We start from the raw sequence: 12952 nt of genomic DNA, 5'->3' as shown, positions 1-12952 counted from the left end.
TCCCGGCGACTTCCACGCTACGGGGACGCTCTCGCCGGGCACATCGGTAGGACCTACCTAATCCCGTGAGCCTCGTCGAACAACTCGCCGGTCGAGCCAGCTGCTCCCGGTCGTGTCGTTTCCGGCGGTGTCGATCCGGGCGGTGTCGTCGTTCAGGCGCTGGTGCGGACCGGCAGGAACGCCGTGATGTCGGCGCGCGAGCCCGAGGCGCTCACCCGCGCGGTGGCGACGGCCTCGCTCCACCGCAGGGACCCGGTCGCCAGCGCGATCCAGGTCGCAGCGTCCGTCTCCACCACGTTCGGCGGGGTCCCTCGGGTGTGCCGCGGACCGGGCACCGCCTGGACGGCCGCGAACGGCGGGACGCGGACCTCGACGCTGTTGCCCGGGACGTCGTCGGCGAGTCGCTGCAGGGTCCACCGGACCGCGGTCGCGACGTCCGTCCGGACCGTGGAGCCCCCGAGCACCGCGGTGAGCGCAGCACGGCCGACGGCGTCCTCGATCCTCTTCGGCGGCATGTCCACAGGCTAGCCGTCGCATCGCGGGCGGCGTGTCGCGCTCGGTAGGGTGATCGGGTGCGAATCCTCGTCCTCGGTTCCGGTGCCCGCGAGCACGCGATCATCACGGCCCTCCTCGCTGAACGCGCAGGGCACGTCATCACGGTGGCCCCCGGCAACGCCGGCATCGCGGCCGACGTCGAGACGGTGTCGCTCGACCCCACGAACGGCGCGCTCGTCGCCGAGTACGCGATCGAGAACGGCGTCGAGCTCGTCGTCGTCGGACCGGAGGCACCGCTGATCGCCGGTGTCGCGGACCCGCTCCGGACCCGGGGCATCCCGGTGTTCGGCCCGAGCAAGGCCGCCGCGCAGCTCGAGGGCTCCAAGGCGTTCGCGAAGCGGATCATGGCCGAGGCCGGGGTGCCGACCGGACGCCCGGTGTCCGCCGGCAGCGTCGAGCAGGCCGTGGCCGCGTTCGACGAGCTCGGCGCACCGTACGTCGTCAAGGCCGACGGGCTGGCTGCCGGCAAGGGCGTCCTGGTGACCGAGGACCGTCAGGCAGCGATCGACCACGCCACGTACTGGCTGCAGCACGGCCCGGTGGTGGTCGAGGAGTTCCTCGACGGCGAAGAGGTCTCGCTGTTCTTCCTGAGCGACGGGCACGACGTCCGCCCGCTCAGCCCCGCGCAGGACTACAAGCGCCTGGGCGACGGCGACGCCGGTCCGAACACCGGCGGCATGGGTGCATACTCCCCGCTGCCCTGGCTCGACGAGCGCTGGGCCTCGGAGCAGGCCTTCGTCGACGAGGTCACCGACCTGGTGGCGCTGCCCACGGTCCGCCGGCTCGAGCACGAGGGCACACCGTTCGTCGGGCTGCTCTACTGCGGGCTGATCGTCACCGAGCAGGGCGTCCGGGTCATCGAGTTCAACGCGCGCTTCGGCGACCCGGAGACCCAGGTCGTGCTCCCCCGCCTCGCCACGCCGCTGAGCGGACTGATGGCCGCAGCGGCGACCGGACAGCTGGCGTCGGCGCCGCGTCCGGAGTTCCGGCCGGAGGTCGCCGTGACGGTCGTGCTCGCGAGCGAGGGGTACCCGGAGAACCCCCGTACCGGCCGCGTGGTCACGGGCATCGACGCCGCGAACGCCCGGGACGGCGTCTCCGTCGCCCACGCCGCGACCGCCGTGCTCGACGACGAGCTCGTCGCCACCGGCGGCCGGGTGCTCAGCGTCGTCGCCGTCGGCACCGACTTCGCCCAGGCGCGGGAGCGTGCGTACGCCGGCCTCGGCGACATCGCGCTCGAGGGCGCGCAGTACCGCACCGACATCGCCGCGAAGGTCGCCCGGTGACCGCCGCGCCCGTCCTGCCCGGCTGGCGGCACGTCTCGTCCGGCAAGGTCCGCGAGCTCTACGTCCCCGAGGGCACGGCCGACGTCGCCGACGCCACCGAGCTGCTGCTCGTCGCGTCCGACCGCGTCAGCGCGTACGACTTCGCGCTCGAGCCGCCGATCCCGGGCAAGGGTGAACTGCTGACGCGGCTGTCCCGTCACTGGTTCGACCGGCTCGCCGACGTCCCGAACCACCTGATCCCGGACGGCTCCGGCGGGACGCCCGTCCCCGAGTCCGTCGCCGCGCGGTCGATGCACGTGCTCCCGCTCGACATGTTCCCGGTCGAGTGCGTCGTGCGCGGGTACCTCGTCGGCAGCGGCTGGGCCGAGTACCGGGAGTCGGGCAGCGTGTGCGGCGTGCCGCTCCCCGACGGCCTGTCCGAGGGCGACCGCCTGCCCGAGCCGATCTACACGCCGGCGTACAAGGCACCGCAGGGCGAGCACGACGAGAACATCTCGTACGAGCAGACCGTCGAGCTCGTCGGGGCCGAGGACGCGGCGACCCTGCGCGACCTGTCGCTGCGGGTCTACGGTGCCGCGGCGGCGATCGCGCTCGAGCACGACGTCGTGATCGCCGACACGAAGTTCGAGTTCGGTCGCGACGCCGACGGTGTGGTCCGGATCGCGGACGAGGTCCTGACGAGCGACTCGAGCCGCTACTGGGACGCCCGCTCGGGCAACCGCACGGACTCGTTCGACAAGCAGATCGTCCGCGACTGGCTCAGCGCGCACTGGGACCGCCAGGGCACGCCACCGGTGCTGCCCGACGCGATCGTCGAGCGGACGGCCGCGCGCTACCGGGAGCTCATCGAGCGCCTCGGCGCCTGACGCGCGGGCGTCCGGCCGTCCGGGTGGCTGGCTGGCTGTCCCGAGACTCGGCGTGGGCGACACGACTCGGGCTCACGACCCCGAGTCGTGTCGCCCAGCGCGAGACTCGGGGCCGCGGCCGGCCCGCGCGCCCAGCCCGCGCCGCGCCTCAGTCGCGCGCCAGCACCACCACGGTCAGGTCGTCGCCCGGGTCGTGCTCGAGCGCCCGTGCCCGGACGCGCGCGAGGAACGCCTCGACGTCGGGCTCCTCGCGCCAGAGCGCCCCGAGCCGGGACAGCGAGGCGAGCGTCGAGTCCCAGAGCTCGAGCGCGCCGTCGCTCACGATGATCAGGACGTCACCGGGCGAGAGGTCGACCGACCCCGGGGTCCGCCCGAGCCCAGCCGGGTGCAGCCCGATCGGCAGGTCGCTCGACAGCAGGGTCCGCTCGGCGCCGTCGGCGCGCATCTGCAGCACGAGGCCGTGTCCGGCGTCCACGAAGTCCAACCGCCCGGTCGCCGGGGTGAGCCGCCCGTGGAACATCGTCGAGAACGACGACGCCCGGCCGAGCTCGGGTGCGACCTGGTCGTCGAGCGCGGCGACGACGTCCCGGGGGTGGGCGTCCGGACGGGCGAGCAGCGCGCCGCGGATCGTCGCCGCGAGGAGGCCGGCCGACATCCCCTTGCCCATCACGTCGGCGACGGTGAGGTGCAGGTCCGTCCCCGTCAGGTGCCAGTCGTGCAGGTCGCCCGAGACGACCCCGTGCGGGACGCTCATCCCGCCGATCCGGTAGCCCGGGACGGTCACCGGCGTCGGTTGCAGCCCAACCAGCACGTCGCGGAGCCGGTCCTCGTCGGCGCCCGCGGCGAGTTCGCGCTCCGCCCACACCCCGAGTTCCTCGAGCAGCGCGAGGTCGTCGGGGTCGAGCGTGCGGGGCGTCGGGTCGATCAGGCAGAGCGTGCCGACCTTGACGTCGTCGTCACCGACGCGCAGCGGGACCCCGGCGTAGAACCGCACGTTCGGGTCGTCGACCACCATCGGCATGTCCGAGTAGCGGGCGTCGGCCCGGGCGTCCGGCACCACGACGGGCCCGGACTCAGCCAGGGTCCGACCGCAGAAGGTGTCCTGCAGCGGGATCGTCGGGCCGAACACGGTGTCGCTCGACTGCGACTTGATCGTGACGACGTCCGTGCCCGCGAGGTTGAGGAAGGACCCGGTGACCCCGAACGCGTCCCGGGCGATCCGGGTGATGCGCTCGAAGCGCTCCTCGGGCCCGCCGTCGACGACGTCGAGCGCGGCGATGAGGGCGGCGCGACGGAGGGCTGCTGGCGATGATCCGACGGAGGTTGGTGAGGTCCCCTGGTGCATGCCTCCCACGGTATCCCTCCGGGCCGCCCTCGCCGCGTCCCCAGAACGGAGGACCCCTCAGACCCGCGGCCCGAGGGCCGCACCCCGGAAGACGGCCACCGGACCCGGGAGGCCGAAGCCACCCACCCCTGACAGATGTCACGGAGAAGTCGTGACGACCGGCACCCGGGCGCCGCCCCGCTCGGCGGGATCGTGGAGCCATGAACGAGACACCGGTCATCCAGCTCCTCGGGCTCCGCAAGCGCTTCGGCGCCGTCACCGCGGTCGACGGCGTCGACCTGACGATCCGTCCGGGCGAGGTCGTCGCCCTCCTCGGTCCGAACGGCGCCGGCAAGACCACCACCGTCGACCTGCTGCTCGGCCTGACGACCCCCACCGAGGGCGACGCACGTCTGTTCGGCACCGACCCCCGGTCCGCGATCGTCGACGGCCGTGTCGGCGCGATGCTGCAGGGCGGGGCGCTCCTGCCCGACGTGACGGTCCGCGAGGCGGTCGCCCTGGTCGCCGCGGCGCACCGCCGCCCGATGCCCGTCGCCGAGGCCCTGCGCCGGGCACGCTGCGAGGACATCGCGACCCGTCGGGTCTCGAAGCTGTCCGGCGGGCAGCTCCAGCGCGCGCGCTTCGCGGTCGCCGTCGTCTCCGACCCGGACCTGCTGGTGCTCGACGAGCCGACCGCGGCGATGGACGTCGAGGCCCGACACGTCTTCTGGTCGTCGATGCGGGAGTTCACGGACGCCGGCCGCACGGTCGTCTTCGCGACGCACTACCTGGACGAGGCGGACACCTTCGCGGACCGCATCGTCATCCTCCGCGACGGCCGGGTCGTCGCGGACGGCACCCCCGCGGCCGTCAAGGCCACCGCCGCGACGCGCACCGTCCGCTTCGCGGGCGTCGCCGAAGACCGGCACGTCGCGTTGCGCGGTCTGCCGGGCGTCGTGGGCCTGGAGGCGCGGCACGACGCCGTCACGCTGCGCACCGACCGCAGTGACGACACGCTCCGTGCCCTGCTCGCCGCGTTCCCGGAGGCGCACGACCTGCAGGTGGTCGCCTCGACCATGGACGACGCCTTCCTCGCCATCACCACCGCCACCGCCACCAGCACCACCGAGACCGAAGGGGTCCTCGCATGACCGCCACCACCGCCGCCCCGGCTGCAGCCACCACCACGTCCACCGCCCCGTCCAGCGTCGGCTCGGCCCGCGCCACCGCCGGTCGGCTCCCGATCCGGTACGTCCTGCTCGAGACGCGTCGGCAGCTCCGCAACGTCAAGGCGATGGTCTTCACGTTCGCGATCCCGGTCGTCATGCTCCTGGTCTTCGGTGCCGCGTACGGCGGCCAGGTCGACCCCGTGACGCACCTGCCGTTCCTGGTCGTCACCACGCTGCAGATGACGGCGTACGGCGCGATGATGGCCGCGCTCAGCCAGGCGTTCTCGCTCGTGACGGAACGCTCGATCGGCTGGAACCGCCAGCTCCGCGTGACGCCGCTGTCCGGGTGGGCGTTCCTCGTCTCGAAGCTCGTCGCGGCGATGGCCTTCTCGGCCGTCTCGGTCGTGATCACCTTCGCGATCGCGATCCTCGGGATGCACGCGTCGCTCGGCGCCGGGCACTGGGCCGCCGCCGGGCTCGGCATCTGGGCCGGGGTCGTGCCGTTCGCGCTCATCGCGATCCTGGTCGGGCAGTTCGCGAAGCCCGCGTACGCCCAGCCGATGTTCATGGTCGTCTTCATGGGCCTGTCGATCCTCGGCGGGCTGTGGGTCCCGCTGTCGGTGATGCCCGCCTGGATGGGGTCGATCGCGCACCTGCTGCCGTCGTACTGGCTCAACCGGATCGGCCAGATGGGTGCCGGGGCGACCGGCTCCGCGGGGATGACCGAGCCGGCCCTGGTGCTCGTCGGGTGGACGGTCGTCCTCGCCGCGGTCATCGTGTGGCGCTACCGCCGCGACGCGGCGCGCCGGTGACCGGTCTCGACGGTCGTACGCTGACCGACGTGACGGACCTGTCGGAGGTGTCGGGGGTGGACAGCACCAGCCCGACCGAGGCGCGGGGCGCGGACGACGCGCCCCGCGCCTCCCGGCCGTCCGCCCGTGCCTTCCCGTGGGCCGCCGCACCGGGCGCCGACGACGCCGAGGTCCGCGTCGCCCGCCGCCGCTGGTACGGCGGCGCCGCCTTCGGCCTGCTCTGGCAGGCCCTGCTGCTCGTCGCGGTGTGGACCGACGGCCGCACGGTCGACGAGCACGTCTCGGCGACCCTCGCGCTCGCGGTGCTGTACGTCGGGTACCTGTTCGCCCCGGAGGCCATGTGGCGGCACGGACTCCGCCGGCGCGTGGTCGTCCTGGCCGTGCTCGCCGCCTACGCGGGACTCCTGCTCGTCCCCGTCGGCCCGGCCGCGGTGTGGTCCTGGCTGCTCGTCGTCGCCCTGTCCGGGTTCGTGGCGGTGCGGCTCTGGGTGGCACTCGCCGTCCTCGGGGTCGTCGTCGCCGCCGAGCTCGTCGTCGCCGCGGTCGTCGGGTGGGACACGGCGTCGGGCACGGGCATCCTGTTCGCCCCGATCGTGGCGGTGTCGATCGGCGCCTCGATGGTGTTCTTCGGTCGCCAGCGCGAGGCCGAGGACCAGCTCGGGGTCGCGCAGGACGAACTCACCCGGCTCGCGGTGGTCGAGGAGCGCGCACGGTTCTCCCGCGACCTGCACGACGTGCTCGGGCACTCGCTGACGGTCGTCACGATGAAGTCCGAGCTCGCGGCGCGGCTGGTCGACGTCGACCCGGCCCGCGCGAAGACCGAGATGCAGGACGTCGAGCGGCTGTCGCGCGAGGCGCTGCAGGGACTCCGGCAGGCCGTCAGCGGGTACCGCCAGGCCGACCTGGACGCCGAGCTCGTCTCCGCGCGCTCGGCGCTGGACGCGGCCGGGGTCGTCGCGGAGCTGCCCACGACCGGCGACGCGGCGGCCGGGGACGTCCGGAGCCTGTTCGCGTGGGTGCTCCGCGAGGGCGTGACGAACGTCGTGCGCCACGCAGCGGCCAGCCGGGCCCGGGTGACGCTGACCCGGACCACCCTGACGATCGAGGACGACGGCACCGGAGCGGTCGACGCCCCGGCGCCCGCCGGACCGCTCGACGTCGGCGGCAACGGCCTGCGCGGACTGCACGAGCGGGCCGACGCCGTCGGGGCCACCGTGACGACGGGCACGAGCGACCTCGGCGGCTTCCTGCTGCAGGTCGAGAGGAGACCACGGTGACCGACCCCATCCGCGTCCTGCTCGCCGACGACCAGGCGCTCGTCCGCGGAGCCCTGGCGTCGCTGCTGTCGCTCGAGCGGGACATCGACGTCGTGGCGCAGGTCGCCCGTGGGGACGAGGTGCTCGAGGCCGCCCGGACCTCGCAGGCAGCCGTGGCCCTGCTCGACGTCGAGATGCCCGGCGCCGACGGCCTGACCGCCGCCGCGACCCTGGCCCGCGAGCTCCCCGCGTGCCGGTCCCTCATCGTGACGACGTTCGGCCGCCCCGGGTACCTGCGGCGAGCGCTCGAGGCCGGCGCCGCGGGCTTCGTCGTGAAGGACACCCCCGCCGAGCAGCTGGCCGACGCGGTCCGCCGGGTCGCCGGGGGCTTCCGCGTGGTCGATCCAGTGCTCGCCGCCGAGTCCCTGGCCGCCGGCCCGTCGCCGCTCACCCCGCGGGAGACCGACGTGCTCGTCGCGTTCCGCACGGCGTCGACCGTCGCGGGGATCGCCGCGGTGCTGCACCTGTCCGAGGGGACGGTGCGGAACCACCTGTCCGCGGCGATCGGCAAGACGGCGGCCCGGAACGCGACCGAGGCGCTGCGGGTCGCCGCCGACAACGGCTGGCTGATCGGCACGTAACCTGGACCGGTGCTCCGACGTCCCCTGCTCGCCCTCGCCGTGGTCGCCCTCGGCGCGCTGTCCCTGACCGGGTGCGGTGCGCACGACTCGACCGGGCAGATCGCCGTGACCGTCTCGGGGAACGCGGCCGAGCACCCCTACGAGGTGCGGGTCTACGCGGCGACCGGCAAGCTCTCCGAGCACCAGCGGGTGTTCCCGGGCGGCACCGCCGACTTCGCGGGGGTCCCGCTCGGCCGGGTGACGGTCCGGGCGACGGACCTGTGCTCGGCGAAGGCCACCGTCACCGACGACCACGTCGCGACGGTGACGCTCGCCACCACGGGCTGCTGACGACCCGGCACCGGGGCGCCGACGACCCGGTCAGTGCGTGAGCAGCACCTTGACGAGCCCGATCGCGAACGCCACGGCCGCGAGCACGATCCCGCCCCAGAGTCCGAGGAACGACGGGCGCCGCCCGCTGAACCGCTGCAGGAACACCCCGACCAGGCCGATGCGCACGACCAGGATGACGATCGCGGCCGTCTGCGCCCACGGCGACGGCAGCCACCCGGCCCACGCCACCGCGTAGAGCACGGCCGGGATCAGCCCGGAGGTCGCGATCGGGTTCGCGTCGCGCAGGATCGCCCCGACGGTCTCGCGGTGCTCCTCGTCGTCCCCGGTGTCCCCGATCGCGTGCGCGACGACGTGGGACAGCACGTGCGCCAGGTACGTCAGCACCGCCGTCGCGAGGACCGTCAGCACGGCTGCCCCGTGCGCGATCTGCTCCGGGGAGACCGCGATCGCGACGGCCAGGACGGTGATGTTGCCGTAGATGTAGGACGACATCCGGTCGCGCAGGCGCTCCAGGGGGAACGTGGACGGGTCGGGACGCTGGCGACGGGATCGGGATCGGCGGGGCACGGACCCATCCTGGCCCCCGGCGGTGCCGCGGGCGCTCGCGGTCGGACGACAGCGGTGCCAGGCTGGGCGGGTCGGCGCACCGCGGCGTCGACGGACAGGAGGCACGACACATGTCCCAGCGCCCACTCACCCCGCGCCCTCTCGCCCTGGTGACCGGGGTCGGCCGCCGCGCCGGAATCGGCGCGGCGATCGCCACCCGGCTCGCCGCCGACGGCTGGGACCTCGCCCTCTCCTGGTGGGGTCCGTACGACGCCCGCGTGCACGGCGGCGCCGACCCCGACGGGGTGGACGCGGTCGTCACGGAAGCCGAGCGCGCGGGGGCACGCGTGACGCGCCTCCCGGTCGACCTGGCCGACCCGGAGCAGGCGGCCGCACTCGTCGGCCGCGCCGAGGTGGAGGCGGGCGCCCCCGTGACGGCCGTCGTGATGTCGCACTGCGAATCGGTCGAGTCCGACTACGCGACCACGACGCTCGAGTCCTTCGACCGGCACCTGGCGGTGAACGTCCGGGCGCCGTTCCTGATCGTGCAGGCGTACGCAAGGCGCCTCCGCGAGGGCGCCCCGGCGCCCGAGGACCGCCGACGGGTCGTGGCCCTGACGAGCGACCACGTCGGGTTCAACCTGCCGTACGGCACGAGCAAGGGCGCACTCGACCGGCTGATGGTCGGCGCCGCCCAGGAGCTCGGCGACGTGCACGTCAGCGCGAACGCGGTGAACCCCGGACCGAACGACACCGGGTGGTTCACCGACGAGGTCCGCGAGGCCGTGGTCGCGCAGACCCCGCTCGGACGCCCGTCGACGCCCGCGGACACCGCGGCGCTGATCGAGTTCCTGCTCGGTCCGGACGGCGGCTGGGTGAACGGGCAGCTGCTCAAGACGGACGGAGGGTTCAGCGCCCGGTAGCCACCTCGACCGATTTGGTTGACGCGTCAACCAAATCAGCGCACACTGGGTGCATGCACACGCAGGATCTCCTCGCCGCGGACACCGGGATGGGCGCCGTCACGCTCCGGGTCGCCGACCTCGACACGATGGTCGCGTACTACCGCGACGGCGTCGGACTCACCGTCCTGACGCAGGACGGCGGCGTCGCGGTGCTCGGCCGCGGCACGACCCCGATCGTGGTGCTCGAGCACGCGCCGGCGATGCGGCACGCTGCCCCGCACGAGGCCGGGCTGTTCCACACCGCGATCCTGTTCGACACGCAGGCCGACCTGGCGGCAGCGCTCTACTCGGTCGCGACGAAGTACCCGCGGACGTTCACGGGCAGCGCCGACCACCTGGTGAGCAACGCGTTCTACTTCCAGGACCCCGAGGGCAACGGCGTCGAGCTGTACTGGGACCGCGACCGCGCGGAGTGGTCGTGGACGCACGGCATGGTCGACATGGACACGATCTGGGTGGACCCGAACGCGTTCGTGCAGCAACACCTGACGCCCTCGGCGCTCGAGTCCGCAGCATCCCGCCCCGGACGCGTGGGGCACGTGCACCTGTCCGTCGGGGACGTGGCCACCGCGAAGGCGTTCTACGTCGATCGGCTGGGCTTCGCGACGACCGCGGCGATGGGCGACCAGGCGCTGTTCGTCAGCGCGGGCGGCTACCACCACCACATGGCGATGAACACGTGGAACTCCCGCGGCGCCGGACGCCGACAGCTCGGGCTCGGGCTGGGACTCGTCCGGATCGAGGTCCCCGGGGCCGACGACCTGGGCGCGCTCGTGTCCCGGATGCACGACACCGGGGTGCAGACCGCCGACGACGGCCGGACGGTCGCGTTCGAGGACCCGTGGGCGAACCGCATCGAGGTGACGGCGCCCGGTCGGGGCTGAGCGGCGCGGGCGGGCGCGGGCCGGCTCGCCGGCTGGCCCCGAGACCCGGCTGTGCGGACACTCCCGCGGGTCGGACGCCGCGGAAGCGTCCGCATGGACGAGTCTCGCGCTCGGCCCGCAGCCGCACCCGGCAGGATGGGCACGTGAGCGAAGACATCCGGTGGGAGGTGGTCGAGGAGAGCGCGCTGTCGCTCCCCGACCACGAGGCGATCGCGGCGATGCTCGGGCAGGCCTTCCCGAGCTGGTCGCACTGGTACGTGGGCGGCCGGGACTACGCCGGCATGCAGCCCGAACGCCGGGTGATCGCCCGGGACGCCGACGGTGTGGTGCTCGCCCACGTCGGGATCCGCCGCATGTTCATCACAGTGGGCGGGCAGGACGTCCTGGTCGGCGACACCGGCATCGTCGCCGTCGCGCCCCGACTCCAGGGCACCGGCATCGGCCGCGAGCTGCTCGACCGCACGCACGCGGTCCTCGAGGGACTCCGCGTCCCGTACGGCTTCCTCGGCGCCGGTGAGGACCGCATCCCCTTCTACGCCCACATGGGCTGGCACGAGATCGCGGGTGCGGTCGGGACGTTCTCGGCCTTCACGGCCGACGGGGCCGGGGTCACCGAGACCGAGCAGGGCGGCTGGATGGTCCGGCCCGTCACCGCGGCGCTCGAGGACTGGCCGACCGGCGAGATCCTGCTGAACGGCCAGCAGGTCTAGGACAGGTCCATCAACGGACTGGAGGCGCGGTGCCAGCTGGCACCGCGCCTCCAGTCAGTTCTGCGTTACGCCTCGACCGCGACCTTCGCCGGGTCCTCGTTCGATCCCGGCGCGCTCGGCGCGACGGCGGCGCGCACGCGCGCCCCGAGGTCGGCGTCGACGCTCGTCCAGTAGGCGAACACCCGCTCGCGCAGGTCGTCGCGCGTCACCTTCGAGACGTGCCCGGCGATGTTCCCGACCAGGCGCTCACGGGCGGCGTCGTCGAGGACCTCGCGGTAGAGCGTGCCCGCCTGACCGAAGTCGTCGTCCTCGGGGTGGAGGGTCGCGGCGGAGCGCTGCAGCGCGCCGTCGGACTCCCAGCCGGGGGCGTCGTCCGTCGCGGACGGGTCGGCGTGCGCCCCGCCGAGCGAGTTCGGCGCGTAGACCGGCACCTCGGACTTCTGGAAGTCGAAGCGCATGGCGCCGTCCTTCGAGTACGAGTGCACCTCGTTCTTCGGGGCGTTCACCGGCAGCTGGGCGTGGTTCGTGCCGACGCGGTAGCGGTGCGCGTCCGCGTAGCTGAAGATGCGCGCGAGGAGCATCTTGTCCGGGCTCGCCGCGATGCCCGGGACGAAGTTCGACGGCGCGAAGGTCGCCTGCTCGATCTGCGCGAAGTAGTTCTCCGGGTTGCGGTTGAGCTCCATCGTGCCGACCTCGATGAGCGGGTAGTCCGCGTGCGGCCACACCTTCGTCAGATCGAACGGGTTGAAGCGGTAGCTCTCGGCGTCCGCGTACGGCATGACCTGCACCTTGAGCGTCCACTTCGGGAAGTCACGGCGCTCGATGGCCTCGTGCAGGTCGCGGATGTGGAAGTCCGCGTCCTCGCCGGCGATGCGGTCGGCGTCCTCCTGCGTCAGGGTCTTGTGGCCCTGCTGCGTCTCGAAGTGGTACTTCACCCAGAAGCGCTCGCCCTCGGCGTTGATCCACTGGTACGTGTGCGAGCCGAAGCCGTCCATGTTGCGCCAGCTCGCCGGCAGACCGCGGTCGCCCATCAGCCACGTGACCTGGTGCGCCGACTCCGGGGAGAGCGTCCAGAAGTCCCACTGCATGTCGTGGTCGCGCAGGTGCGAGCCCGGCAGGCGCTTCTGCGAACGGATGAAGTCCGGGAACTTGATGCCGTCGCGCAGGAAGAACACGGGGGTGTTGTTGCCGACGAGGTCGTAGTTGCCCTCGGTCGTGTAGAACTTCAGCGCGAAGCCGCGGGGGTCGCGCCAGGTGTCCGGGGAGCCCTGCTCGCCGGCGACGGACGAGAAGCGGGCGAGCATCTCGGTGGTCTGGCCCGGCTGCAGGAACGCGGCGCGGGTGTAGCGGCTGACGTCGTGCGTGACGGTGAAGGTACCGAAGGCGCCGCCGCCCTTGGCGTGGACGACCCGCTCCGGGATGCGCTCGCGGTTGAACTGGGCGAGCTTCTCGACCAGGTAGTGGTCGTGCAGGGCGATGGGGCCGTCGGCGCCGACCCCCATCGAGTGCTGGTCGCTCGAGACCGGGGCCCCGCTGTTGGTGGTGGTCGTGGGGGTGCCGGCCGGCTGGCCGGTCGTGTTCTGGTCGGACACGGTTCCTCCTCGG

14 protein-coding genes are annotated in these 12952 nt (G+C 73.4%); 10 read left to right on the top strand and 4 right to left on the bottom strand.

The window, feature by feature from the left end; translation table 11 throughout:
- Positions 1 to 152: 152 nt before the first annotated feature.
- Entirely contained in the window at positions 153 to 515 is a 363-nt protein-coding gene (locus LQK89_RS03010) for a sterol carrier family protein (RefSeq protein ID WP_231050154.1), read from the bottom strand.
- A 57-nt stretch (positions 516 to 572) separates the two neighbouring features.
- On the opposite strand from LQK89_RS03010, the gene purD reads away from it, so the two are divergent.
- A complete protein-coding gene (gene purD, locus LQK89_RS03005) occupies positions 573 to 1841 on the top strand; it encodes a phosphoribosylamine--glycine ligase (protein WP_174778911.1) in 1269 nt (422 codons plus the stop codon).
- Positions 1838 to 2707: a phosphoribosylaminoimidazolesuccinocarboxamide synthase gene (locus tag LQK89_RS03000; protein ID WP_058741529.1), complete on the top strand. Its 870-nt coding sequence runs from the start codon at positions 1838 to 1840 to the stop codon at positions 2705 to 2707. Before purD ends, LQK89_RS03000 begins: the two co-directional genes overlap by 4 nt.
- 148 nt (positions 2708 to 2855) lie before the next feature.
- On the opposite strand, the gene LQK89_RS02995 is transcribed toward LQK89_RS03000, so the two are convergent.
- The gene (locus LQK89_RS02995; RefSeq protein ID WP_231050153.1) at positions 2856 to 4052 is read right to left on the bottom strand and encodes a SpoIIE family protein phosphatase; all 1197 of its coding nucleotides are present in this window, start codon (positions 4050 to 4052) and stop codon (positions 2856 to 2858) included.
- A gap of 200 nt (positions 4053 to 4252) precedes the next feature.
- Between LQK89_RS02995 and LQK89_RS02990 the strand changes: the two genes are divergently transcribed.
- From LQK89_RS02990 to LQK89_RS02970, 5 genes are read left to right on the top strand one after another with little or no spacing between them, the layout of a single operon-like run.
- Positions 4253 to 5182, top strand: coding sequence for an ABC transporter ATP-binding protein (locus tag LQK89_RS02990; protein WP_231050152.1), 930 nt, complete (start codon positions 4253 to 4255; stop codon positions 5180 to 5182).
- On the top strand, positions 5179 to 6012 hold the full coding sequence (locus tag LQK89_RS02985; protein ID WP_231050151.1) for an ABC transporter permease: 834 nt from the start codon (positions 5179 to 5181) through the stop codon (positions 6010 to 6012). Before LQK89_RS02990 ends, LQK89_RS02985 begins: the two co-directional genes overlap by 4 nt.
- Positions 6013 to 6041: 29 nt before the next feature.
- Positions 6042 to 7289, top strand: coding sequence for a sensor histidine kinase (locus LQK89_RS02980; protein WP_231050150.1), 1248 nt, complete (start codon positions 6042 to 6044; stop codon positions 7287 to 7289).
- Complete coding sequence (locus LQK89_RS02975) at positions 7286 to 7909, top strand: response regulator transcription factor (RefSeq protein WP_204621226.1); 624 nt, start codon at positions 7286 to 7288, stop codon at positions 7907 to 7909. Before LQK89_RS02980 ends, LQK89_RS02975 begins: the two co-directional genes overlap by 4 nt.
- A gap of 9 nt (positions 7910 to 7918) precedes the next feature.
- On the top strand, positions 7919 to 8239 hold the full coding sequence (locus LQK89_RS02970; protein ID WP_058741534.1) for a hypothetical protein: 321 nt from the start codon (positions 7919 to 7921) through the stop codon (positions 8237 to 8239).
- A 30-nt stretch (positions 8240 to 8269) separates the two neighbouring features.
- Here the strand turns inward: LQK89_RS02970 and LQK89_RS02965 are convergent, their stop codons facing one another.
- Positions 8270 to 8809 (bottom strand): hypothetical protein, encoded by a 540-nt coding sequence (locus LQK89_RS02965; RefSeq protein ID WP_231050149.1) that lies wholly within the window; start codon positions 8807 to 8809, stop codon positions 8270 to 8272.
- Positions 8810 to 8919: 110 nt separating this feature from the next.
- Between LQK89_RS02965 and LQK89_RS02960 the strand changes: the two genes are divergently transcribed.
- From LQK89_RS02960 to LQK89_RS02950, 3 genes are all read left to right on the top strand, one after another.
- The gene (locus LQK89_RS02960; protein ID WP_231050148.1) at positions 8920 to 9711 is read left to right on the top strand and encodes an SDR family oxidoreductase; all 792 of its coding nucleotides are present in this window, start codon (positions 8920 to 8922) and stop codon (positions 9709 to 9711) included.
- A 53-nt stretch (positions 9712 to 9764) separates the two neighbouring features.
- Positions 9765 to 10637, top strand: coding sequence for a VOC family protein (locus LQK89_RS02955; protein WP_231050147.1), 873 nt, complete (start codon positions 9765 to 9767; stop codon positions 10635 to 10637).
- A 143-nt stretch (positions 10638 to 10780) separates the two neighbouring features.
- Entirely contained in the window at positions 10781 to 11347 is a 567-nt protein-coding gene (locus LQK89_RS02950; protein WP_058741537.1) for a GNAT family N-acetyltransferase, read from the top strand.
- A gap of 65 nt (positions 11348 to 11412) precedes the next feature.
- Here LQK89_RS02950 and LQK89_RS02945 read toward each other — a convergent pair whose 3' ends face one another.
- Positions 11413 to 12939, bottom strand: a complete 1527-nt coding sequence (locus LQK89_RS02945; RefSeq protein ID WP_058741538.1) for a catalase — start codon at positions 12937 to 12939, stop codon at positions 11413 to 11415.
- Between the last annotated feature and the right edge of the window lie 13 nt (positions 12940 to 12952).

Source organism: Curtobacterium sp. C1, assembly GCF_021049325.1.
GTDB lineage: Bacteria > Actinomycetota > Actinomycetes > Actinomycetales > Microbacteriaceae > Curtobacterium > Curtobacterium citreum.
This window is presented reverse-complemented; position numbering and strand designations above follow the sequence as displayed.